Below are 25741 nucleotides of genomic sequence, written 5' to 3'. Positions count from 1 at the left end.
GAATCCTAACGTGCGCGATGACGCGCTTTATGGGTGTACAGCGCCGCGTCTGCGACTTCGATCAGCGCCGTCGCAGTGCGACCGTCTTCCGGCGCGGCCGCGACACCGGCGCTGACGCCGGGATAGGAAGGCTCGCGCGCGGCCACATCGTGAACGGCCTGCACGATGCGACGCGCGATCACCTCGGCCTGTTTCTTGCCGGTGCGCGGCAGCACCGCGATGAATTCGTCGCCGCCGTAGCGGCCCAGATGATCGCCTTCGCGCAGCAGCCCCCGCACCTTTTCCACGACCCAACGCAGTGCGCGATCGCCGGCAGTATGGCCGAAGCGGTCGTTGATGGCCTTGAAGTGATCCAGGTCGAGCACGAACAGACTCAACGGCTGCTGCGTACGCAGACAGGATTCCAGCTCGGTCTCCAGCAGCGCCAGCACCGCGCGCCGATTGAGCGCGCCGGTCAGCGGATCCTCCGCGGCCTCGGTGACCAGGGATTGCCGCGTGACTTCCCAAGTCTCCGCCATCTCGTTGAAACAGGTGGCCAGTGCGGCCAGCTCGTCCTGTCCCTCCACCGGCACGCGCACGCCGGTTCGACCGGCACCGATCTCGCGCGACGCGCCGACCAGCTGCCGTATCGGGCGCAACAGCGAATACAGGAAGGCGCCGGCCAGCGCGATCGCTGCCGTCAGCGTCAGCACCCAACCCCAGACCAGCCACCACAACTGGCGGTGGCGCTGCGCCGCGGCGCGCGTGTACCGTGCTTCGATCACGAACGACAAGTGCTGGCGTGCCGTGGATACGTCGTGAATGGCGCGCTCCAGCTCCTCGCGCGTATGCGCCAGGCCGTCCTGCGGAAGGCTGCCGCGCGTGGTGCGCACCTGCTCGACAAGGCGCCGTACGGCCGGACGCGCCTGCATCCAGGCATGCTGCGCATCGTCCATCACGGCGAGCGGAAGATCCTGCTTGTCCGCGCCGACGCGCAAACCGGAGAAGCTCTTGTCGATGCTGTCGGTCAGGCCGGAAAAATCCGGTGCGGACTGATTCGATTCGGCCAGCAATTCATCGACCAGCGCGCGCTGCAGGTAATGCTCCAGAGTGGTCAACGGCAGCAGCGTGTGCACGGACTCCTCGACCGATTCGCGAAAGGCCATCTCCTGCTCGTTGAGCACGACCATGCTGACCGCGCTCAGCACCGCCATCGGCAACAGCAGCAGCGCGACAATCATCGCCACCCGCTGACCGACCGACCATTTCCGCAACTGACGTCCCAGTCTCATCGTCTGTGCCGAACTCCTGTTTTCATCATGACTGCACACGCTTACGCCGTGCGCACGGACCGATGATAACCGCAGCTCGGTCTGTCAGCAGCGTACTCCGCGCAGGTCCCTATGCCATGGCCGGAAACGGCGCGTCGACGACACACATCACCGCCATGCTTGTCGCCCCCTTCAATGGAGACATGCCATGGCCTCGTTTCGTCTCACCGGCCTTGATGCCTCGCCGTTCATCCCGCTTTTCACACTGTCCGATGCCGAGTTGGCGCGCAGAAACATGGTTCGCGTGTTCGCGGATGACGACTCCGGTTATCCGTGCCGCGTCAGTCTGGAGGATGCGGCCATCGGCGACGAATTGCTGCTGCTGCCGTTCGTGCATCTTCCCGAAGCCTCGCCCTACCGTTCCTCGGGCCCCATCTTCATCCGGCGTCACGCACAGCAGCGCATCCTGGTGCCCGGCGAGGTGCCGCCCTATGTCACGCGTCGGACGATCTCGCTGCGCGTGTACGACACCGCGCACCGAATGATCGACGCGCATGTCCTGGAGGGTCCGGAAGTGGCTGCGGGCATCACGCACGCCTTCACCCACCCACGCGCCGCGTACATGCACCTGCACAATGCCCGACATGGATGCTTTTCGTGTCAGGCCGACCGTGCGCAATATGCTGGATCGCATCAGTGACTCGTATCGCGTGCCCCTGATGCCTCCAGGGAATCTCGAGTCACAGGAACATGACCAAACAGCTGATTAAAAAAAAACCCACCCCAACGTCTATGCCGCTGGGGTGGGTTCTTGTCCACGGACCGTGTCGCGTTGGCTACAGGATGTCGTGACTGTGTTCCATGAACTCCATCTTGCACAGTCGCCCGCCCATCGCGAAAGGCGCGTCCTCCGGCCTCTCGTGCTCCATCAGACCCATTTCGCCACCCGAGCCACCATCGAAGTCGGACATGGCCTGGATCAGCCGATGAATCTGGAGATCGGTTCCGGCATCCGGAGCAAAATGATCCGCACTCGCTTGAAGATGGTAATTCTTGCCAAGCCAATGAGAATCAAGCGTACTTGCCCCTTCCTCTCCGACGTCCAAGGGAGAGATTCCGCCTGAACTCGGAATACTTCCCGCATGAGTGTGCACGTTTTTCGTACCGCCGGAAGCCATCCCCAGCATGTCAGGCGAAACCTGGACGCCTTCGCCGGAAGAAGCGATCTGGGGTTCCCCACTCAGAGTGGCAGTTGTCGTACTGGCAGATGCAGAAGGCATCGGCGTGAGCATGCCGTCGATGTCGGAAGAAGGAATAGCGTATCCGTCGCTGGGCTGTACGTAGCTGATCACGTAATCCCCGCCCTGGAAATAGTTCTTTACCCGCACGCTCTGACTGCTGTCGTCATCAACCATGATGACCAGGTCATCACCATCCTGGTGGAAACCCAGGCGAGTACGGTCGATATCGCTGAAGAACAGCCAATCGGTGCCACCTCCCGTATTGTCGATCGTGTCGCTGCCCGAGCCGGTCTGCCACACGTACTTGTCGTCACCCGCGCCACCGATGAGCATATCCGACCCGTCTTCGCCGACCAGCTGGTCGGCACCATTGCCGCCAATCAGAATATCGTCGCCGGAGCCACTGAACGAACCATTTCCGCCATAAAGCTGGTCGTCACCATCGCCGCCTTCGAATTTGTCGTCGCCGCCGAAACCGAAGATGGTGTCGTTACCGCCCAGGCCGTGGATGAGGTCGCGACCTCCGCTGCCAAGCAGCTGCTCGCCGGCCGAGGTGCCGTCGACCACGTTGCCGTAGTCGGCATCGTTGCCGGTCTCGCCCGAGGTACCGCCGCCGCTTCCGCCGCTGCTGCCGCCGTCGACCAGGGCATTGATCGCCGCGGTATCCAGCAGCGAACCGCTGGCCGGCTGCACGTAGTCGATCGCGGCATCACCGCCCAGGAAGTGGTCGGTGACGCGTACAGTGCTGGAGGCATCGCCACCGACGGTGATCACTAGATCGTCGCCGTCACGGCTGAAGGCCAGATCGCCGGCGGTGATGCCGTCGTTGAAGAAGATGCCGTCGTTGCCGCCGTCGGACGTGTCGATGACATCCTGACCGCCACCGTAGACGTACTGATCGTCGCCAAGACCGCCGATCATGGTGTCGTTGCCGTCTTCGCCGACTAGCGTGTCGTTGCCGTCGCCACCCTCAAGACGATCATTCCCCGAACTCGTGCCGCTGCCATTTCCACCGGCGAGATAATCGTTGCCGTCGCCGCCCTGCAGCACATCGTCACCGGCAAAACCGAACACGGTGTCGTCACCGCCCATCCCCTCGACAAGATCATTACCGGAACTGCCGGTCAACTGTTCACCTGCCGCTGTGCCCTCCACAACCTGGTCGTACTGCCCACCCGTATCGTTGGCGGCCACAATCTGATTGATCTGAGCCGTTGTGAGGTAATTTCCGCCGTCGGGCTGTACGTAGTCGATGGCTGCATCGCCACCCAGGAAATGATTTTGCACGCGGACCGCAGGATCGGTGGCGTCATCCACGTAAATCAGCAGATCATCGCCATCTCGGGCAAAGCTCAAGCGATCGCTCGTGATGCCGTCACCGAAAAATACGCCGTCGAAGCCACCACCCGTATTGTCGATGAGGTTGCTACCCGAACTGGCATCGATGACGTACTTGTCGTCACCGGCTCCGCCGACGAGCACATCGTTGCCTTTGCCGGCAGCCAGTGTGTCGGCACCATCCATCCCCTGGAGTACATTGTCTCCATCATTGCCCCCGAGGTAATTGTCCAGCGCATTGCCCGTACCATCGAGATTGCTGCTTCCGTTCATCAGCAGCAGATTCTCCACGTTGCCCGAGAGCACATACGAAGCACTTGCCTGCACCTGGTCCGTACCTTCATCCGCGTTCTCGATGACCACGTCGTTGGCATTGTCGACGATGTAAACGTCATTGTCGGTACCACCCGCCAGGGTATCGACACCGGCACCGCCATCCAGGTAGTCGTCGCCACTTCCACCATCAAGCCGGTCATTGCCGTTGTTGCCGAACAGAACGTCGTCTCCGGCCAGTCCTTCCAGCACATCGTCGCCGTCGAGGCCCGCCAGGGAATTGGCGGCAACATTGCCCGTGACATGGTTGTCCAGCGCATTGCCGTTTCCGGTCTCGATGCCGTCAGCCAGATACAGATCCTCGATGTTATCGGCAAGCACGAGGTTGGTCTCGTAGTGCCGCTCGACCGTGTCGTGGCCTCCTCCGGCCTGCTCGAATACCAGATCGCCGCTTGAATCGACGACATAGTAGTCATCACCCTGACCGCCACTCATGGAGTCTGCGCCCAGACCACCATCCAGACGGTTGCTACCGCCGTTGCCGACAAGCACATTGTCCTTGTCATTGCCCGTACCGTTCAGGTCGGCAGTCCCCAGCAGGGTGAGGTTTTCCAGCGTGCTCGCCAGCGCGTAATCGATGCTGGCCTTGACCGTATCAGTACCTTCTCCTGCGTTCTCGACCACGTCGTCATTGACGTTGTCGACGACATAGGTGTCGTCGCCCAGGCCGCCAGTCAACGTATCGGCCCCTTCTCCGCCATCCAGCATGTTGGATGCGGAGTTGCCCACAATCGTGTTGTCATCGCTGTTGCCGACACCGTCATGCGCGGCGCTGCCCTCGACCAGGGTCAGCTTTTCGATATGGTCGGAAAGGGTGTAATCGCTCGTCGTCTCGACCCCGTCGAAGCCTTCACCGGCCTGCTCGACGATGACATCGTTGGCGTTATCCACGATGTACGTATCATCGCCCGCGTTGCCGGACATCGTATCTGCGCCCGCGCCTCCATCGAGCGTATCGTTACCAGCTCCGCCTTCGAGCACATCGTTGTCGCCCTGACCGGAAAGCACGTCATCACCACCCAATCCTTGAAGCTGATTGACGCCGTCGTTGCCCGTCAGCTGGTTGTCCAGCGCGTTGCCCGTTGCATCGATGTCGCCCATACCCGTCAGCGCAATGTTCTCGACCTGATCGGGCAAGGTGTAGCTGACCGAACTCTGGATCGTGTCGATGCCTTCGGCTGCGTTCTCGACCACAACATCGCCGACATCATCGACGACATACGTGTCGTTGCCCGCTCCACCCTGCATCGAATCCGCGCCGGCACCGCCATCGAGCGTGTCATCGCCCGCATCTCCGTACAGCGCATCGGCGCCGTTCCCGCCGTTGAGTTGATCCGCTCCCTCACCACCCTGCAGCGAATCGTCTCCCTCATCGCCGCGAAGATCGTCGTTGCCGACACCACCCGCAAGCGAGTCCGCACCATCGTCGCCGTGAAGCACGTCATCCCCAGCGCCACCGTCAACGATGTCGTCGCCTGCTCCCGCGTACACCGTGTCCTGACCATCCAATGCCTGGATGGAGTTACCCAGATCATTGCCGTAAATAACGTCGTCGCCAGGCGCACCCTGCATGACCTGAGTGTCCACATCCTGTTTGCTCAGATCCCAGGTCGTATCGCCTTCGATACGGAGTGCAAGGAGGGCCTCGCCTGTCGTGGCATCGAAGAAGCCGTCCAGGCGGATTTCGTCTCCGGCGTTGCCGTCATAGTGGACCACCAACGTGGTTCCATCGCGCCGCATCTGCACATCACTGTTCGCCACGCCATCGAGCGTCAGCGTGCTGAGCCCATCCACGTCGACGATGGTGTCCGTGCCATCGCCAGATGCAAAGACGTAACGATCATCGCCCTGGCCGCCCTCGAGCTCGTCATCGCCCGCACCACCGGACAGCACATCGTCATCCTGACCTCCCTGCAACGTATCGACGCCGATGCCGCCCGTCAGACTGTCGTTGCCGGCACTACCCTGGAGGAGGTCGTCTCCGTCACCACCCGCCAACGTATCGTTGCCGTCACCGCCGTCAAGCGAGTCGCCGCCAAGGCCTCCGTCGAGCTGATCGTTCCCCGCCCCGCCCAACAATGTGTCGTTGCCCAGGTCGCCGGAAATCACATCGTCACCAGCATAGCCCCGCAACAGATCATCACCATCCGTCGGGTTCAGCACCAACGACTTCACCGTGGATACATCCCATGACGTCCCGTCGGCAAAGGTCACGGCATCAAGTCGCCAGGCACCCTCGGCATCGTCCAGAAAGTAATTTTGTACGGTCACAGTGCCGCCGCTGTCGGCGACCTGCAGCACCAGGTCGTCATCCACTCGCGTAGCCGTGACGTCCGCAACATCAATCCCGTCAGCAAACTCCAGCTTATCTACGCGATTGACCGTGTCGTCTTGATTGCTGATCGTGTCTTGACCGTCTCCGCGAGCGAAGACGTAGACATCGTTGCCGGTGCCTCCTTCGAGGTAATCATCCCCCAGACCGCCATCGAGAACATCGTCACCGGCATCCCCGTACAAGGAATCGTTGCCGTTCTCGCCTTCCAGATGATCCGCATCCAGGCCGCCGTGCAGCACATCGTTGCCGGTGCCACCCAGCAAATGATCGACACCCGCTCCACCGTCCAGCTGATCGTCTCCGGCATCTCCATACAAGTCATCGGCGCCGCCCATGGCTTGAATGGTGTCGTTGCCGTCGCCGCCGTGAATGACCTCATGGCTGTCAAAGCCCGTGATGAGATCATCGCCGCTGGTGGGCTGGATCAACGCATTCTTCACGTCGGCCAACGTCCAATGGGTGCCATCATCGAAGGCGAGGCTCGTCACCGGAGAGAAGTTGAAATAGCTGCCGCCGCTATTCGCGTCCGGGTCGTATTGCAAGAAGAAGTTCTGGATGGCGACGGAACCGCCCTCATACGTGACCGTCAGATTTTCGTTGCTGCGCGACAAGCTAATGTCGTCGGGACCCAGCCCGCCCTCCAGCTTGAGCACGCCACCAAGCACCGTCCCGGTCGGGAGTGAGGTGCCGGGCGCGACGATGGCGTCATTTCCATCATTTGCAGCAACGACAAAAGTGTTTATGCCAAGCCCACCTACCAGCGTGTCATTACCAACACCACCAGTGAGTTCATCGTCATTGTCGCCACCAAAAATAAGATCGCTTCCTTCTCCACCAAACAGTTGGTTTGCACCGGCGCCACCACTCACATAATCGTTGCCAGCACCACCGTAAAGGATGTCATCACCCCCTTGACCGTAGATGGTGTCGTTGCCATCCCCCCCGTCCAAGGTGTCGTTGCCGTGCTCACTTGCATCCACTGCAGCATCGTCACCTTCGAGATAGTCATCTCCGAGTCCGCCAGTCAAACTGTCGTTGCCGCCCCCACCCCAAAGCTTGTCGTCATCGGCCCCGCCATCCAGTGTGTCTGCACCATCGTTGCCATTTAGTTGGTCGGCATCGTCGCTCCCGAACAGCGCATCATCACCAGCGCCACCCAGAATTGTATCCTTGCCTGCGCCGCCGTACAGCGTGTCGTTCCCAGGCTGACCCGCTTCAGGGTCGCTTTCGTCGCCGACAATTAGGTCATCGCCGACTTCTCCACTAAGCACATCATCCCCGGACATCCCCCATAGGCTGTCGCTACCATCACCTGCTCGCAACGTATCGTTACCATCGTTACCAACCAGCTGATCGTCATCACTTCCGCCATCGAGGATGTCATCTCCCTTGCCGCCGAAAAGCTGATCTTCCCCGGCCCCGCCGGAAAGCGTGTCATTGCCATCATCGCCGGAAAGCGTGTCATTGCCATCGCCTCCGTCTAGATAATCCGCCCCTTGATACTGCTCCGAGAGAAGATCCTCACTATTGTCTCCTCTGATGACATCATCCCCATCGCCCCCTAAAAGGGTATCGTCTCCGCCGCCACCCACGAGCGTATCCATGCCAGCGTCACCAAAGAGAACATCGTTTCCATGGCGAGATTCTTCAATCTGGTCGCTGTCGCCAAACATGGAATCATTGCCTTCTCCGCCATAGAGCACGTCGTCAGCACCACCACCATCCATCGCATCGTTGCCAGCATCGCCATAAAGGACGTCGCTGCCATTTTGGGTATCTGAATCCGAGTTATCACCCGAAATCACATCATCGTCGGCACCGCCATGAAGAATATCGTTGCCGTCATCTCCGATGATTGTATCGTTACCAATACCCCCATCAATATAATCAGAATCCGGGTCATCATTATCTATAGGCTCTGGATTTCCATTACCGTGCAGCATGTCATCTCCGGCACCGCCATCAATCACATCGTTACCGCCGGCACCTGCTACCGTATCGTCGTCATCGCCAGCATAGATAATGTCGTTACCGTTCTTCTTCGCTTGCGCAGACACTCTCGACGTGGGATCTCCACTTGCAATCAAGTCCGCTGAACTATCCCCCCAAATTAGATCTGCACCCGCACCACCATAAATCAAATCGTTGTCTGCACCACCATCCACATAATCGGCCCCATCGCCTCCATGGACTGTGTCAGCGCCTTCCCCTGACCAAATAACATCATCCCCATCACCGCCATCAATGTAATCTTCTCCACTCGGGGCTTGATCAGGGTCCAGAGCCTGGATTCCATTAGCCGTAACTGTGGTATAGGTTTTATTGTCACCATCTTCGGTGACATACACATACCAGCCCTTACCCTTCGCTATTACTGCTGAGCCAAGTGCCGCGATATTTGCCTCTTCTCGTTCTCGTTGACTCTGACCATCAGTGCCAACGACATCACTCCAATCCTCGAAATCCACAAACTCAGAATCATCAGTGATGACATCGTTCCCAAGGCCACCCAACAAGCGATCGTCACCACTGCCGCCGCGAATCAGATCATTCCCCTCACCAGCATCGATGACATCGTCACCGCCGCCGGCCGAGATACCATCGTTACCGGCCAGGGCTTCAATGTAGTCATCTCCCGCATTGTCCCCATCGTGACCAAACAAGTCATCGCCGCTTGTCAGCAGGCCCGATTGCGGCGGTGTCGTTTCATTAGCATCCGGAATCTCGATGCCCAAATCGCCATCGCTCCAATTTTCTACAACAATCTTGGAACCGGAATCATTGTGCTGTATGAGCAACGAACCAGCATCTTTTTGCCATGAGAGGTGAAATACGCCGTCCTGAGTATCCCATTCTGTCGCACCCGTAGCCGCGAGTGAGGAAAAACTTTCATCCTGACCCAGAATTTTGCCATCAAATTTTATACAGCCTGAGCCATCTTCATCATTGATAAGGTCATATATCGCACCGCTACCAAAATCATTCTGCGTAAAAACATATTCGTCATATCCGGCCCCACCGTTCAGGTGATCATTGCCACCGCCACCATCGATGGTGTCGTTGCCTGAACCACCAAAAAGAAAGTTGCTCTCACCGCCCCCAGAAATTTGGTCGGCATAGTCAGTTCCCTTGATCGTTTCCGACCCGCGCACTTCAATGGAACCACTGCCAGCCATATTTGAAACCGTAACCGCATGATCACCCGCCTTCGCAACCAAGACGCCTCCGCTCATGCCGCTCAAATCCAATACATCGCCCTCCACACTCTTGTTAAAGCCCAGATCAATCCATTCCAGCCCTGATAACTTCTCACTATCAAGGTTGTCGATAGTCAGCGTGTCGTCTCCCGTGCCGAGCTTCACTCTCTCAACACCGTACAACAAGTCCAATGATGGCGACGTTACTGCTAGAAGAGGATCCCATTCCTGACTCAAAACATCGATGCGATATGTAAAACCACCATCGTTCTGCTGAAGATCGGCATCGAGAACCACGTTCATAGTATTTTCGAACGACAAATACGAAACCGTGTCTACCCCACCAGCCCCATCAACAAGGTCTTCGCCCAGTGACCCGACTATCGTGTCGTCTCCAGTTCCGGCGTTGATCACGTCGTCAAATCGCCCCCCTTCAATATCATCATCATCTGTGTATTTGCCGAGAATATAGCTCTCGCCAACGATTGAGCCTAGATTATTAAAAGTTAGATCGTCACCAGGATTGAATGGCGAATCCGAACTGAGTCCATAGAAGCCCCAAAAAAATTGATTGGCTTGATCGATCAAGTCCGTTTGATTTGTATCCAGGGCGTCGACAGGACCATCGATATTCTGTAATGCCTGCAGCACATTATTCCCCCCCGCACTTACGCTGGCCTTCCGACCAGCCGCAATGGCGGCGACTAAATCATAGGTCCCCTTCGCATGCTTAAGCGTCTCCGTACTATTATCTGGAAGTGTAGCTACGACCTCTTCGCTACTAAGAATCAAATCCTTAAAAAAATTATCAAACCCAAAATACGGGAAAAGCAACGTACCGGCCCACGGCGCATAATCAGGCCCCACCCCTCCAGGCAGATCATTAAAAACCTTGCTAGCTGCCGCCCCTGCATCAATTGCCCCCAGCCCTGATATACCAGGCAGCTCACCACCATGTGAAACAATATCCTGAACTAAATTGAACGCAATATTGTTTGATGCAATCTGATTTAGAGAATCCGCATCACCTAAACCGCCACGCATCTCATACTGCTCAGACGTATAATCGCGTATAAAGTCTGCATAAAAACCATCTGCGCTATTTACCTTGGCCGCTCCTTTAATCCATGTCCATACAGCAACGTCCACACTGGGTTTAGGCACTTTAATTGGAATTTCCTCCTCATGAGACACGCCCTCTCCATCGATCCATCTATGCGTCTCGGTAGAATCATCACTGATGAAATTAAAAATCATGTCATAGAGGGGAGCACCCAAGCCGATATCATCTCTATGCCCTTCTTTTTTATAAATATTAAATTGAGTGTTGTATAACGAATCCAACTGATCAAGTTGATCTGAAGTCAACGTGATTCCACCATGCTTTCTATCGTATGTAGTCATTTTGCACTCCCTAAACGTTGTGGAAAGAAGATAATATTCGAACAAACTGATGTATCACAAACTAACTTCACTCAATCCTTAAGAATAAATAATCGCACAGACTTACGCAGAGAATGATCCAACTCAACTATGTCTTTAATATTTACTTTTCTACGATCGAATTTGTACTCCAAGATCAACCGCGGAGATAACGAGTAGGCGACGCCACATTCATAATTATAAATACCCCCACCGGGGGGGCCAGCGAGCGCACCGCAATTAACAGTGAAGACATGCTTATCAGGCGTTTTGTATATCAACTGAGAAACCGCAAAGGCAAGGGGTGTAGTTGGTGTAACTGGAGAAACCGCGCACCGATACAACCCATTTCCAATGTCATGGCACTGGTGTTCTGACCGCATCTCGGACAATGACTTCTCCGAATTGGCTTGCGGCCAACGCGGCAGTATGGAGTCATATAAATCAAACCCCTTTAGGCCATTACGCGCTGACGCTGGCCAATCGGCCAGTAACCGATCACGATACGGATAAAGAAAAAGGGTTTGCAATGGCACAGGATGACCTCGACACCCTTCCGTACCCTTACCTCCGACCTGGGTACGGTACTTGTAACCCCACAGACCGATCGACGAATCGTACGGCATTCGTAAATCGACACCGGCAATTTTTACGTACACCCACCCCGGCTCAGGGTGCGGACATTGGTCCAACGCAAGGAAATATTGACTCTTCGAGAAGTCGATATTGGATTCTTTGGCGATTGCGGTATGGATTCCACAAGTGAATACGATGAAAGCGATCATCGATAAAATTGAAATCCACTTGGCGGTGCGTGAATAGCCAACGGACACACACAGCCCTTGTTTGATGGATGCGTTAACGCTCACCTGCGATCTCCTTACCCGCGTCGATAGTCGATAACATGGCTCCCGCAGGCGCGAATTTCCATGTTTGGAAAAGCATCAGGGTCACCTCATGCCCTCGCCGCAACGCATCTGATGTGATACTTGCCCCGCACAAGTCACTTTTGCAGAACGCCCCCGAGCATTCAAAACAGTCGCCATGATTCTTACGTACTGACGGACTCCTTCCATGGAGGAATAGTCCCTCGCAGTGCGTGACGCCTGCTTGCGTATTGCCACTCCACTGTCTTCTTGCAATAAGAACAACGGTGACAGGTGCACTTTTTCCTGAACAATTCAAACGACCGTAAGTGTCCCTGTCACCGTTTTGCTTTAAACTGCTTTGAAGTCATGTTCAAAAATTCTGTTGGCAGCACCCCCACCCCCTCGCTTTGGAATTTCTCGAAACCTTTAGACGAAAACGATTCGTTTAGATTAAATTTTCCCAACATGGCGCATGCTCCTTCAGTTTGTTAAATCCTTAATTTAAATTCACCAACACTCAACCAACAACACATTGCCAGAAACTTCAATATAATTCAGCGACCTTTCCACAAACACTCATGGGGACATATTTAGTGTACAACTTAGCCACCCTCCGCCCACCAACATCATAAAACACCGTATAATTAATCCGCACGAAATCATGCACCGATCCAGTTACCTTTAACATAAATCCAGGTGCACCTAGCTCTGGATCGCGCTTAACAACCAAACAACAACTCTTATTCTTATTAAGAAAATCATCAACCCCGTTATAAAGAGACTCCCGCCTGACGATTGCAGCGCCGGTAACTCGCCTCCCGCCAATACTGATGGTTAGATTTTTATCTGGCGGATATATACGTAGCATGTATCGGACCGCCGAACGTACACGCTCCTCGGGCCGGAGCTTCCGATCAATATTTGGACAAAATCCATAGAAAACATTATAGTAAACTACAAATTTTGACAGAAGATACGAAAAAAATATCACTCCAAAAAGCACAGGAATTACGACTTTAATCCACCTGTATAAGTTAATTTTTTTCATCACACCTTCTCCACTGCTCGAAGAATGGTGGCAGGTACACTTTTTCCTGAATAATTCAAACAATCGTAAGTGCCCCTGTCACCGTTTTTACTTTGCATTTCGCCATTTCGGTCCTTGAACAATTTGGCGACAACCGCAGAAACCTCGACAAAGAAGAAATTCTCAGGCGTCGATGTATTGGGGTTTGACATGAGCAATCCTTGATTCGGAAAGATTGAATGCAGTTCGGGTGACACAGGAAAAATGAAGCTGAATCCTTCACTCAAAGGCATGACTGATCAGGAACACAACGCCGACTGCAAGCGTTGACAAATACAGCAGTGTCATGAACGAAAACCACCACGGATCCTTGACCTTGTAGGTCACGATCAACCTGACCCACGGCACGATCACGAACCCCTGTCTTACGTCGTTTATCGCAATCAGCCCAAAGGCCAGCAGTGCAGCGGAGGTCAGCAGCATGGCCACCGGCTTGAAAATGACGAACACCTGCTGTTGTTGCACGTCATGGAAAAGAGTGATCCTGATTGCATACAGAATAAAGATGAGTGCAGCCCAGACAAGCAGCACCCGGATGAGCCTGGCCATGGAGGCCCGCACCTCGGGAGGCTGTGAATTCCTGTTTACCATGGCGATTTCTCTATCATTCATATTGAGGGTGTGCAGAATTTTGTGTCCCCGAGATTTGAGTTACCGCTGAGTGGGAAGAACGGTGACAGGTGCACTTTTTCCTGAATAATTCAAACGATCGTAAGTGTCCCTGTCACTGTTTTTCAATACTGAACTGGCGCGCATGGGTCGGCTGTCTTTGTTGGTTTCGTCGCCTTGAAGACTGCGCCATGCGCGCACTTTTTCCAAACCGGGTCGACAGCAAGCTGCTGATCTTGCTGACGGATTCGTGGGGAAACCTCAGTCCCTGTCACCGTTTTGTTGAAAATCATGTCATAGAGGGGAGCACCCAAGCCGATATCATCTTTATGCCCTTCTTTTTTATAAATATTAAATTGAGTGTTGTATAACGCATCCAACTGATCAAGTTGATCTGAAGTCAACGTGATTCCACCATGCCTTCTATCGTATGTAGTCATTTTACACTCCTTGAATTTCTCGGAAAGAAGATAGTGCTTTTACAAATCAGTTACCCATTAGAACAAGCCTTACTTAATCTTTAAAATATAGGATCGCAAAGATTTTCGCACGACGCGATCCAACTCAACCACGTCTTTAATATGAACTTCTCGGCGATCGAATTTATATAACAGAAGCAATTTCGTTGTTAATAAATAAGTTATACTACATTCATAATTATAAACTCCGCCACACTCAGCAACAAAGACATGCTTATCAGGTGTTTGGTATCTCGACTGAGAAAATGCAAAAGCGAGGAAGGTTGTTGGTGTAACTGGAGAAGCCCCGCACTGATACAACCCATTTCCAATGTCATGACACTCGTGCCTTGATCGCATATTGGACACCGATCTCTCCGAACGGGACTGAAACCAGCGCGGCTTATAAGTATCAAACAATTCAAACGCCTTTAGACCGTTACGCGCTGACGCTGGCCAATCGACCAGTAACCGATCACGATACGGATAAAGAAAAAGGGTTTGCAATGGCACAGGATGACCTCGACACCCTTCCGTACCCTTATCTCCGACCGGGGTACGGTACTTGTAACCCCACAGACCGATCGACGAATCGTACGGCATTCGTAAATCGACACCGGCAATTTTTACGTACACCCACCCCGGCTCAGGGTGCGGACATTGGTCCAACGCAAGGAAATATTGACTCTTCGAGAAGTCGATATCGGACTCTTTGGCTATTGCGGCATGGATTCCACAAGTGAATACGATGAAAGCGATCATTGATAAAATTGAAATCCACTTGGCAGTGCGTGAATAGCCAACGGACACGCACAGCCCTTGTTTGATGGATGCGTTAACGCTCATCTGCGATCTCCTTACCCGCGTCGATAGTCGATAACATGGCTCCCGCAGGCGCGAATTTCCATGTTTGGAAAAGCATCAGGGTCACCTCATCCCCTCGCCACAACGCATCTGATGTGGTACTTGCCCCGCACAAGTCACTTTTGCAGAACGCCCCTGAGCATTCAAAACAGTCGCCATGATTCTTACGTACTGATGGACTCCTTCCATGGAGGAATAGTCCCTCGCAGTGCGTGGCGCCTGCTTGCGTATTGCCATTCCGCTGTCTTCTTGCAATAACGCATGGCTCACGACATCCGCAAGTTCGTCGGGCTCGAAGAAGTTCACCAATACCCCATTCTCCTGATTGCTGATGACCTCGCGCACCGGTGCGGTATCCGAGGCGATGACATGGCAGCCGCACGCCATGGCTTCCAGCAATGACCAGGACAGAACGAACGGGAACGTGAAGTACACGTGCGCTTTCGATACCTGCAGCACCTTCCTATACGTGTCGTAGTCGACCCTGCCCAGAAAGTGCACACGGGTGAGATCCATGGGATTTTCGCGAAGCAGTTTTTCGCGCCAATGGCGGGCGTCGGCCGGCCTGCCTCCGTAACTGACGCTGTCGCCTCCCAGGACGACAACATGACAGTCCGGATTCTGTTCCAGGACCTTGGGTAGGGCGCGCATGAATTGATGGAAACCTCGATAGGGCTCGAGGTTGCGCGCGACGTACGTCACGATCGGTTCGCCCGCACTCAGGACCTGACCGCTGGGCAGTTCCAGGGTCGCATTCGGATCCGGCTGCAACCCCTCCAGGTCGATGCCCTCGTGGATGATTCGCAGCTTATGGCGATAGGCTTCCGGATGCAGGCTGTACTGCCACTTCGTGGGCGTGATGCCGAGATCGCAATGCTCCAGATTCAGCAGATGCAGGGCATTGCGACTTTCAATAGCGGCCGCACGATGCTCAGTGAGTGGAAATTCCGGATCGAAATCCGTATCTGCCCCTCTGGGGCGGTAGTAGTACTCGCAGAAATGGATGAGCGGTACATCCGGATACACTTGCTTGGCGTACAGCGTTTCGCCCCATCCGGGATGGGCAATGATGACGTCCGGTCGGTAGCCCTTCGCTCGCCAGCCCAGGAGCATGCGCAGCACTTGCTGTCCGTACAACACGGCCTGCTCGAAGGTGCGCGCATAAGGATGCGTCTGCGCGGCCGCGTCGCGATGCGGCTTGTAGCGATGCAGCGGCACGCCGCGCAGACCCGGTGCCTTTTCGCGACCAATCGCTCGGACATCCACGTCGGGCTGCCCGGCCAGGTGCTTCGCGATATGGCGAAACTGCCCGGGGAAATTCTGGTGGATGAAAAGAATCTTCTTCATCGTTCGCGCAGCGCCTCGTCCACATGGGTCTCCAGGGGGCTCAGCAGATAATCGATCACACTGCGCTTGCCGGTGCGGATTTCCGCATTGAGGGACATGCCCGGCGTGACTTCCACCGCGACGCCATTGATGGTGAATTTCGTCGAATCCAGTCGGATGTGCGCCGGGAACACCAGCCCGAGCTTCTTGTCCTGCGCGGCATCGTGCGAGATGGTCTCGACCGTACCGGTGAGATAGCCGTAGCGGGTATAGGGGAAACTGGTCACCTTCACCGCAACGTGCTGCCCGGTACGCACGAACCCGATGTCCTGGTTGAGCACCGTCGCTTCGACTTCCATCGCCTTGTCAGAGGGGACTACCTGCATCAGCGCCTGGGCCGGAGTGACCACGCCACCGATCGTGTGGATCGCCAGCTGGCCGACGGTGCCGTCGACGGGTGAACGCAGCTTCATGAAGCGGTTGCGCTGCGCAGTCTTGGCGACCTCCGGGGTGAACTGCTCGATCTGGTCCTGGGCCTTGCGGTGTTCGTCCAGCAGCTTTCGTCTTGCATCCGCCACCGTGGCGCGAAGCTGTTCTCGTGCGCTCTTGATGGCCGACTCCAGCTCCGCACGCCGACTGCGCTGCGTGGCGAGTTGCTTGTTGGCATCGATCAGCTCCTGTCGCCGCGTCAAGTAGTCCTGTTTGGACACGTAACCCTTTTCGATCAGCTTGCCGTAGTCGCTTACTCGTATCTTTGCGATGGCCGCATATTCGGATAATGGCGAAATCGACTCATTGACGGTGTTCAACTCGGCCTGCTTCTGCTGAACCTGATCACGCAGGCCTTGTTCCTGCGCCTGCAACGAACGATATTCGCTTTCGGCTTGCTGCCTGGCGACTTCCTGGCGGTCGGCAGACACACCTTCGACCTCCGCCAAATGCGGCATATGATGATTCTCCAACGCATCGATCAGGGCAGCGGTTCGTGCAGCATCGACCTTCGCACTTGCCAAGGCCTGTCGCGCCTTGCTCTCGTCTTCGGTGACACCGACCGCATCCAGCTCGATCAAAAGCTGACCCTTTTTCACCGCCTGCCCGTCATGCACCAGAATCCGATGCACCACCGCCGTTTCGGAGGGCTGAATGATTTTGGTCCGACCACTGGGCACAACTCTTCCCGGAGCTACCGCGACGATGTCGAGCTTGCCGAAACAAGCCCATAACAATGCGATCACGAACAGCAACATGATGATCCATGCGCTCCAACGCGGTGCCGGCGAAGCCGGACTCTCCATCAGCTCCAAGTGCGCTGGAAGGAAGGCCCGCTCGTCGTTGGTGCGTTCCACCGGGACGAGACTTTTGCGCTCGCGCCAAGCTGCACGGAACACGGCACCGTAGCGGCGCAATACATCCAGAAAAGCTTCCATGCGCATGCTCATTGCATCACCCCTGTTGCAATCGATGCAGGCGGGTGTAGTGGCCGTCTTCGCGTGCCAGCAATTCCTGAGGCGCCCCTTCCTCGACGACGGCGCCCTTGTCCAGCACGATGACACGATCCGCGTGACGCACGGTTGACAGCCGGTGCGCAATGATGAGCACCGTACGCCCGGCGCAAATGGCACGCATGTTCTCCATCACCGCGCGCTCGGACTCGTAGTCCAGTGCACTGGTGGCTTCGTCGAAGATCAGGATGCGCGGATTCATGACCAGTGCGCGCGCGATCGCCACGCGCTGGCGCTGACCGCCGGAAAGATTCGCACCATGCTCACCGACGACGGTGTCGTAGCTTTCGGGAAGCTCGGTGATGAAGTCGTGCGCGCCGGCCAACCGCGCCGCCTGCATGACCCGTTCCAGCGGCATGCCTGGATCGGCCAGCGCGATGTTCTCGCGCACGCTGCGGTTGAACAGGAAGTTTTCCTGCAGCACCACGCCGAGCTGGCGGCGCAGCCATGCCGGATCGGCCAACGCCAGATCGTTGCCATCGACCATCACACGGCCGCGCTCGGGCACGTACAGACGCTGCACCAGCTTGGTCAGCGTGCTCTTACCGGAACCCGAGCGACCGACGATGCCCACGACCTCGCCCGCGCGGATGTCCAGATTGATATCGCGCAGGACCTCCGCGGTATCGGGACGGTAGCGAAAGCTGAGGTTCTCGAAGGTGACCCGACCCTTGATCGGGGGAAGAGCCACGCGGCTGCCGCCGGTCTCGGTGCGCGTATTGAGAATCTCGCCCAGGCGCTCGACCGAGATGCCGACCTGCTGGAAGTCCTGCCACAACTGCGCCAGACGCACGATGGGTGCCGCAACACGGCCTGCCAGCATGTTGAAGGCGATCAGTTGGCCCACCGAGAGGGTACCGTCGATGACCATCTGCGCACCCCAGAACAAAATCGCCACGGTCACCGTCTTCTGCAGGAACTGCACGCCCTGCTGGCCGATGTTGGCCAACTTGGTCACGCGAAAGCCGGCGCTGACATAGCCGGCCAACTGGTTGTCCCAGGTGCGCGTCATGCGCGGTTCGACCGCCATCGCCTTGGCGGTGCCAATGCCCGATATGGCCTCAACCAGAAACGACTGGTTGTCGGCGCTGCGCATGAATTTCTCATTGAGTCGGCGACGCAGCGCCGGCGTGATCAGCGCCGACCAGATCGCATACAGCGGAAGCGAGATCACCACGACCAGGGTCAGCCAGCCACTGTAGAAAAACATCACGGCAAGAAACACAAACGTGAACATCAGGTCCAGTACCGACGTCAGCGTCTGGCCAGTGAGAAAATTGCGGATCTTCTCCAGTTCGCGAACACGAGCGATGGTGTCGCCGACGCGACGTGCCTCGAAGTAGGCCAGTGGCAGCGCCAGAATGTGTCGGAACAGGCGCGCCCCGAGCTCGACGTCGATGCGGCTGGTGGTATGCGCGAACAGGAAGGTTCGCAACCCTGCCAGCACCGCGTTGAAGATGGTCACGACCACCAGCGCGACCGTAATCACGGTCAGTGTGGTCATGGCGTGATGAACCAGGACCTTGTCCATCACCACCTGGAAGAACAGCGGCGTGACCAGCGCGAACAACTGCAGGAAAAGCGAAATGACCAGCACTTCGATCAGCAGCTTGCGGTACTTCACCATGGCCGGAATGAACCAGCTGAAGTCGAACTTCGAAAGTTCGGCCACCAGCGAAGCACGGGACGCCACGGTCAACAAACGGCCAGCGTAGCGCGCACGGAATTCTTCTGGCGCGAGCACCACCGGGCGCTGCTGCTCCAGATCGTGGATAAGGATTTTTTCCGCGCCGCATTTGGCGATGATGAACGCCTTGCCGTCATCGCAGAGTGCCATGGCAGGCAAGGCGACGCGGTCGACACGATCAACGGACTGCTTGACCAGCTTGGCTTTCAACCCGAGTTTCCGGGCCGCGAGCAGAAGCGATTCTTCGTCGAAAGGATCGTCACCGCGGCCTGACTCGTGCCGCAATTGATCGGCATCTGCGGCAATGCCGTGGAACTGCGCAAGAAGCACCAATCCCGCCAAGCGCAAGTCGTATCCGGTCGAACTCTCGGGGCCTGTGGAAAAATCTTCAGGTTCCGGCGATGCTTCTTCTCTAACTGCCGCGTCCATGCGCAACATTTCCCCCATGAAATCTACCGCCGCATCCCTGCTGCGGCGATGTATACGCGTCTTTGCGCGCGTGATGTGGGAAGCCGGTATCGGGAGAACCCCCGTTCTTTCACCGATCACGACTCCTGAATGTAAGCTCCCACAATTCGGAAACCCCCGTCAAATGACCGAGTGGATCACCGCCACGAAACGTGGAACAGCACACGCAATATCCAGGCATCAAGCGAAAAAAAAGGAGGCCGAAGCCTCCTTTTTCATCTTTCGAGTGAGTCACCCGATCAGTCCGCGATCGCAGACTTGCCATGGTATGGCAGCACTTCGGCTGCCAGCTTGGTGTCGGCCTGGATCAGGCCCACCTCGTCGGCGACGATGTGCGCGGTCTCGTCGAGCATCACGTCGGTGGCCTTGTCGGCCTCCTTCTCCTGCTTGATCTGATCCTTGATGCTGCGCTCGCCCGGCGTCAGGCCGTCGTCCAGCGTGACCTCCATGGTATCGGAGGTGTCGCCGTTGATGGCCTTGTGCCGCTTACGGAATGCCTTCTGCACCGCCTCGACATGCTTGCGCTCGGCCAGACGCGTGTCGTAATTCAGCGACACCGTGGTCTTGTCTCGGTTCTTGCGGAACTCTGCCAGCTCGTCGAGCATCAGCTTCCACGCCGGCAGCTTGGCGATGCGCTGTGCGTGCTTGTGCTCGAGGATCGGCACCAGCATTTTCAGATTGGCCACCGGCTTGTACTTAGCCGGCTGGATGTCGGTCCACGGCAGGGCGTTGTCGTAGGTCGACTCGCCAAACAGCTTCTCGTTGCCGTTCCTGGGATAGGCGATGTCCGGCGTCACGCCGCGCAGCTGGGTGGAGCCGCCATTGATGCGGAAGAACTTGGCGATGGTCATCTTCAGCTCGCCGTACTTCGGCTTCTTCTCGCCATCGCCGAAGCGGTCCAGATTGACCAGATTCTGCACGGTGCCCTTGCCGAAGGTCGGCTCGCCGATGACCAGGCCGCGGCCGTAGTCCTGGATCGCCGCCGCGAAGATTTCCGAGGCCGACGCGGTGCCGCGGTTGACCAGCACCGCCAGCGGACCGCTCCAGACCATGCCCGGCTGATCGTCGGTCTGTTCCTCGACGCTGCCGTTGCTGGAACGCACCTGCACCACCGGCCCCTTGTTGATGAACAGGCCGGTCATGGCGGTGGCTTCGGTCAGCGAACCGCCGCCGTTGTTGCGCAGGTCGACGATGACGCCGTCCACCTTGTCCTTCTTCAGTTCCTTGAGCAGCTTGGCGACGTCGCGCGAAGCGCTCTTGTAGTTCGGATCGCCGTCGCGGCGCGCGCCGAAGTCCTCGTAGAACGACGGCAACTCGATGACGCCGATACGGCGGGTGACGCCATCGTCCTTGACCTGGATGATCTTCTTCTTGGCGGCCTGCTCCTGGATGGTGACCTTGTTGCGCACCAGGGTCACGATCTCGTGCTTGCCGTCCAGACCGGTCTTGCTGGGAATGATCTCCAGCCGCACGGTGGTGTTCTTCTTGCCGCGGATCTTGGACACGACGTCATCGAGACGCCAGCCGATCACGTCCTGGATCGGACCGTCCTTGCCCTGGCCGACGCCGACGATGCGGTCGCCGACATGCACCTTGTCCGACTTGGCCGCCGGACCACCCGGCACGACCTCGCGCACCATGGTGTATTCATCGCTGGCCTGCAGCACCGCGCCGATGCCTTCCAGCGAGAGCTTCATCGCGATGTCGAAGTTCTGCGCCGCGCGCGGACCGAAATAGTCGGTGTGCGGGTCGGTGGTCTCCGCGTACGCGTTGAGGAAGGTCTGGAACGCGTCCTGCGAATCGAGCTGATCGATACGGTCGATGTAGTTCTTGTAGCGCTTGTCCAGCGTCTTGCGGATGTCGGCGTCGTCCTTGCCGGCCAGCTTCAAGCGCAGCCAATCGTTCTTTACGCGCTTGCGCCAGATGCTGTCGAGCGCCTGCTCGTTGGGCGCCCACTTGGCCTTGTCGCGATCGAAGTCGTAGCTTTCCTTCTTGCTGAAGTCGAAGCCCTTCTTCAGCAGGCTGCGCGCATACTGCAGGCGCTGCGTGGCGCGCTGCACGTACAGGTTGAAGATGGCGAACGGGCCGGACAGGTCCTGGTTCCAGATGGCGTCGTCGAGGCTGTCGCGCAGGCTGTCGAAGTGCTTGATGTCGGCCTGCGTGAAATACAGTTTGTCGCCGTCCAGGTCCTTCAGGTACGCGTCGAAGATCTTCTCCGACATCGCGTCGTCCAGCGGCTTGGCGTCGTACTGGAAGCGCGTCAGGAAGCGCGCCGACAGCGCCGCGGCCTGGGCCTCGGCCGTGGTCGGCTTCAGCGTCAGCGAATCGGACTTGGTGGGGACGTCGGCATGCGCGGCCACACCGGTGAGGGCGAGCAGCAGCGTGGCCAGGAGAAAGCGCTTGATCATTCAGGCGACCTCGACAAAACCGGCGGCATGGGCCTGCTCGTCGGCATGATAGGAAGAACGCACCAGCGGACCGGACGCGACATGGGTGAAACCCATCTCCATGCCGGCCACGCGCAGCGATTCGAATTCGTCCGGAGTCCAGTAGCGGACTACGGGATGGTGGTGGGCGGTCGGCTGCAGGTACTGCCCGATGGTGACCATGTCCACGTCGTGCGCGCGCAGGTCCCGCAGCGTGCCCAGCACCTGCTCCATGGTCTCACCCAGACCCAGCATGATGCCGGACTTGGTCGGCACTTCCGGATGCGCGGCCTTGAACTTCTTCAGCAGGTCCAGCGACCACTGGTAGTCGGCGCCCGGACGCACCTCGCGGTACAGCTCCGGCACGGTTTCCAGGTTGTGGTTGAACACGTCGGGCGTGTGCTCGGCGAGCGCTTCCAGCGCGCGCTCCATGCGGCCCTTGCCGCGGAAGTCCGGGGTCAGGATCTCGATCTGGATGTTCGGGCTGGCGTGGCGCACCGCGCGGATGCACGAGGCGAAATGCGCCGCACCACCGTCGCGCAGATCGTCGCGGTCGACCGAGGTGATGACCACGTAGCGCAGACCCATGTTGGCGATGGTCTCGGCCAGACGTGCCGGCTCCAGCGCGTCGGGCGGCGCCGGACGGCCGTGGGCCACGTCGCAGAACGAGCAGCGACGGGTGCAGACCTCGCCCAGGATCATGAACGTCGCGGTGCCCTTGGAGAAGCACTCGTGGATGTTCGGGCACGAGGCTTCCTCGCACACCGTCACCAGATCGTGTTCGCGCAGCTTGGCTTTCAGCTGCTGCACCGCATTGCCCTGCGGCAGGCGCACGCGGATCCACGAGGGCTTGCGCAGCACCGGGCCGTCGGTGTCGAAGCCGGCGCGGTTGCGGGCGATCTTGTCGCCGGCGACCTGCTTGTCGACGACCTGCAGGGGAATGTTCTTGCTGGAGGACTGAATTTCGCTCATGGCTGTACTTATACGCAGACCGCGCCCTGCCCCGGGAGTTCAGGGATGCGCGGTTCGGAAATGTGGGCCCGGAAGTCGAATTGACGGCAGATCTCGTCGATCAGCACGTCCTCGACCGCTTCCAGACCAGAGGGTCCGCCCAAGTCTACCACCTGCGTCACCTGCAAGCCCTTGTAGCCACAGGGATTGATGCGGTGGAACGGCTCCAGGTCCATGTTCACGTTGAAGGCCAGGCCGTGGAACGTGCAGCCGCGGCGAACGCGCAGGCCCAACGCCGCGACCTTGGCGCCGGCCACGTACACGCCGGGCGCGCCCTCGACGCGCTCGGCGACGATGTTCCAGTGCGCCAGCGTGTCGATGATGGCCTGCTCGATGCGATTCACCAGTTCGCGCACGCCGACACCGAGCCGACGCAGGTCGATCAGCGGGTAGGCCACGATCTGGCCGGGACCGTGATAGGTCACCTGGCCGCCGCGGTCGACGGGAACGACGGGGATATCGCCGGGCATGAGCACATGCTCCCATTTGCCGGCTTGCCCGAGCGTGAACACCGGGTCGTGTTCCAGCACCCACAGCTCGTCGGGCGTATCGCCGTCGCGGGCATCGGTGAAGGCGCTCATGGCCTTCCAGGTGGCCTCGTAGGGCTGTCGTCCAAGACGGCGGATGCGCAGCTCGCGCCCGCCTTCGGCGGACGCGGCTCGGGATGGGGCGGTTGCAGTCATGCTCGATTCCTGGTGTCCGCGGCCCGCCGATTCAAGGCGCGAACGTGCTCAGAGGGTGTAACGGATATCCGGATCCGCGCGCAGCGCGGCGTGGGCCTCATCGTACTCCTCACGGCGCGCGCAATCGAAATCGACGGTCACGGCCATGTAGTTGCCCTTGCTCGACGGCCGGGTCTTCATGCGATCGATGTGGACCCGGCGACCGAGCTGGCGCAGGATCTCCGGCACCTTGCTCTCCAGCACCGCCTCGGCATTGCCCATGGCGGTGATGGTGAAGGTGCCGGGAAACTGGAAGCCCTGATCGGGGTTCTCCGGCTGGATGTTCTCGACGTCACGCATCACTTGGCGTCTTTCTTGTCGTGGCTGCTGTGATGGAACCACAGCAGGATCGTGTCCCACAGTCGCGAGAAGAAGCCGCCTTCCGGCGCATCCTGCAGGGCCACCAGCGGCTGTGTCAGTACCGGCTTGCCGTCCAGGGTAATGCGCAGGGTGCCGATCTTCTGGTCCTTCTTGAACGGGGCGATCAGCGGATCGGGAATGTCCATGGTCGCCTTGAGCTTGTCGTACTCGCCGCGCTTGACCGTGACCAGCACCGGCTCGGCCACGCCGATCGGCAACTTGTCGGCCTCGCCCTTCCATAGACGCGGCGTCGCCAGCGCCTTGCCCGGCGTGTAGACCTTGTGGGTCTCGAAGAAGCGGAAACCGTAGTTCAGCAATGCCTGCGCGTCATCGGCGCGGCCCTGTTCGGTGGTCGCACCCATGACAATGGCGATCAGGCGCTGGTCGCCGCGCTTGGCCGAAGCCGCCAGGCAGTAGCCGGCTGCGGAGGTGTGGCCGGTCTTGATGCCGTCCACCGACGGGTCGCGCCACAGCAGCGTGTTGCGGTTGTGCTGGGTAATGCCGTTCCACTTGAACTCCTTGATCGCCGAGATCGCGTAATCGGCGGGGAAGTTGTGGATCAGCGCACGCGACAGCACGGCCACGTCGCGGGCCGTAGTGTAGTGGTTGGGCACCGGGTAGCCGGAAGCGTTGGAATAGTGCGTGCCGCTCATGCCCAGCTGCTTGGCGTAGGCGTTCATCAGCGCGGCGAAGGCGCCCTCGCTGCCGGCCACGTGCTCAGCCAGGGCAATGGCGGAGTCGTTGCCGGACTGGATGATCATGCCGTACAGCAGATCCTTCAGCGGCACTTCGGAGTTGACCTTGAGGAAGCTGGTCGAACCGTCGGTGCCCGCGCCACCCGCCTGCCAGGCGTGCTTGGAAATGAACACCTTGTCGTTCATGTGGACCTTGCCAGCGGCGATCTCGGCCGAGACCACGTAGTCGGTCATGATCTTGGTGATCGAGGCCGGGATGACGCGCTTGTTCGGGTCCTTGCTGGCGAGGATGCGGCCCGTGGCGTAGTCCATCAGTACCCAGGACTTGGCGTCGATGTCCGGCGGCGGCGGCACCGGCGCGGCAGGCACCACGGGTCGAGGCACCGTGGGCGCGGGCGGCGCCTGCTGGGCGAACGCACCGCCGACCAGAGCGGCGGCGACAATCGCGAGGGTGGCCAGAACAGTGGTGCGGCAACGGAAAAACGTCATGGGTGCGATCCGATCGGTGATGGGTCCAGCGCCGGGGGCGCGTGCAATACAG

At 58.1% G+C, this 25741-nt stretch carries 16 protein-coding genes; 1 reads left to right on the top strand and 15 read right to left on the bottom strand.

Features of this window, described 5'->3' with window-relative positions:
* Nucleotides 1–5: 5 nt before the first annotated feature.
* Nucleotides 6–1271, bottom strand: a complete 1266-nt coding sequence (locus tag BTJ49_RS04890) for a diguanylate cyclase (protein WP_113064246.1) — start codon at nucleotides 1269–1271, stop codon at nucleotides 6–8.
* Between the two features lie 187 nt (nucleotides 1272–1458).
* On the opposite strand from BTJ49_RS04890, the gene BTJ49_RS04885 reads away from it, so the two are divergent.
* A complete protein-coding gene (locus BTJ49_RS04885; protein ID WP_113064245.1) occupies nucleotides 1459–1950 on the top strand; it encodes a DUF1203 domain-containing protein in 492 nt (163 codons plus the stop codon).
* Nucleotides 1951–2086: 136 nt separating this feature from the next.
* Here the strand turns inward: BTJ49_RS04885 and BTJ49_RS04880 are convergent, their stop codons facing one another.
* The 14 genes from BTJ49_RS04880 to BTJ49_RS04830 all read right to left on the bottom strand — a co-directional run bounded on the left by BTJ49_RS04880 (nucleotide 2087) and on the right by BTJ49_RS04830 (nucleotide 25689).
* Nucleotides 2087–11098 (bottom strand): calcium-binding protein, encoded by a 9012-nt coding sequence (locus tag BTJ49_RS04880; protein WP_113064244.1) that lies wholly within the window; start codon nucleotides 11096–11098, stop codon nucleotides 2087–2089.
* Nucleotides 11099–11169: 71 nt separating this feature from the next.
* On the bottom strand, nucleotides 11170–11985 hold the full coding sequence (locus BTJ49_RS15445; RefSeq protein ID WP_146742272.1) for a hypothetical protein: 816 nt from the start codon (nucleotides 11983–11985) through the stop codon (nucleotides 11170–11172).
* Between the two features lie 1047 nt (nucleotides 11986–13032).
* Nucleotides 13033–13224, bottom strand: a complete 192-nt coding sequence (locus BTJ49_RS15440) for a hypothetical protein (RefSeq protein WP_146742271.1) — start codon at nucleotides 13222–13224, stop codon at nucleotides 13033–13035.
* A 67-nt stretch (nucleotides 13225–13291) separates the two neighbouring features.
* On the bottom strand, nucleotides 13292–13621 hold the full coding sequence (locus BTJ49_RS04875) for a hypothetical protein (protein ID WP_113064243.1): 330 nt from the start codon (nucleotides 13619–13621) through the stop codon (nucleotides 13292–13294).
* A gap of 185 nt (nucleotides 13622–13806) precedes the next feature.
* Nucleotides 13807–14121: a hypothetical protein gene (locus tag BTJ49_RS15435; RefSeq protein WP_146742270.1), complete on the bottom strand. Its 315-nt coding sequence runs from the start codon at nucleotides 14119–14121 to the stop codon at nucleotides 13807–13809.
* A 69-nt stretch (nucleotides 14122–14190) separates the two neighbouring features.
* Entirely contained in the window at nucleotides 14191–14985 is a 795-nt protein-coding gene (locus tag BTJ49_RS15430; protein WP_146742269.1) for a hypothetical protein, read from the bottom strand.
* Between the two features lie 81 nt (nucleotides 14986–15066).
* A complete protein-coding gene (locus BTJ49_RS04865) occupies nucleotides 15067–16350 on the bottom strand; it encodes a glycosyltransferase family 4 protein (RefSeq protein WP_113064241.1) in 1284 nt (427 codons plus the stop codon).
* Nucleotides 16347–17756, bottom strand: coding sequence for an HlyD family type I secretion periplasmic adaptor subunit (locus BTJ49_RS04860; RefSeq protein WP_240601737.1), 1410 nt, complete (start codon nucleotides 17754–17756; stop codon nucleotides 16347–16349). Before BTJ49_RS04860 ends, BTJ49_RS04865 begins: the two co-directional genes overlap by 4 nt.
* Nucleotides 17757–17772: 16 nt before the next feature.
* Nucleotides 17773–19947 carry a type I secretion system permease/ATPase gene (locus BTJ49_RS04855; RefSeq protein WP_113064559.1) on the bottom strand — a complete coding sequence of 725 codons (2175 nt, stop codon included), beginning with the start codon at nucleotides 19945–19947 and terminating at the stop codon, nucleotides 17773–17775.
* A gap of 278 nt (nucleotides 19948–20225) precedes the next feature.
* Entirely contained in the window at nucleotides 20226–22394 is a 2169-nt protein-coding gene (locus BTJ49_RS04850) for a carboxy terminal-processing peptidase (protein WP_113064239.1), read from the bottom strand.
* The gene (gene lipA, locus BTJ49_RS04845) at nucleotides 22395–23384 is read right to left on the bottom strand and encodes a lipoyl synthase (protein WP_113064238.1); all 990 of its coding nucleotides are present in this window, start codon (nucleotides 23382–23384) and stop codon (nucleotides 22395–22397) included. It lies immediately after the preceding gene.
* Between the two features lie 8 nt (nucleotides 23385–23392).
* Complete coding sequence (lipB, locus tag BTJ49_RS04840; protein WP_113064237.1) at nucleotides 23393–24106, bottom strand: lipoyl(octanoyl) transferase LipB; 714 nt, start codon at nucleotides 24104–24106, stop codon at nucleotides 23393–23395.
* A 48-nt stretch (nucleotides 24107–24154) separates the two neighbouring features.
* Nucleotides 24155–24445, bottom strand: a complete 291-nt coding sequence (locus BTJ49_RS04835) for a DUF493 family protein (protein ID WP_113064236.1) — start codon at nucleotides 24443–24445, stop codon at nucleotides 24155–24157.
* Nucleotides 24445–25689, bottom strand: a complete 1245-nt coding sequence (locus tag BTJ49_RS04830; protein WP_113064235.1) for a D-alanyl-D-alanine carboxypeptidase family protein — start codon at nucleotides 25687–25689, stop codon at nucleotides 24445–24447. Before BTJ49_RS04830 ends, BTJ49_RS04835 begins: the two co-directional genes overlap by 1 nt.
* Nucleotides 25690–25741: the final 52 nt, after the last annotated feature.

It is taken from the genome of Oleiagrimonas sp. MCCC 1A03011, from assembly GCF_003267965.1.
GTDB classification, from domain to species: Bacteria; Pseudomonadota; Gammaproteobacteria; order Xanthomonadales; family Rhodanobacteraceae; genus Oleiagrimonas; species Oleiagrimonas citrea.
Note: the sequence above shows the minus strand (reverse complement) of the source record. Positions and strands in the feature narration are given on the sequence as shown.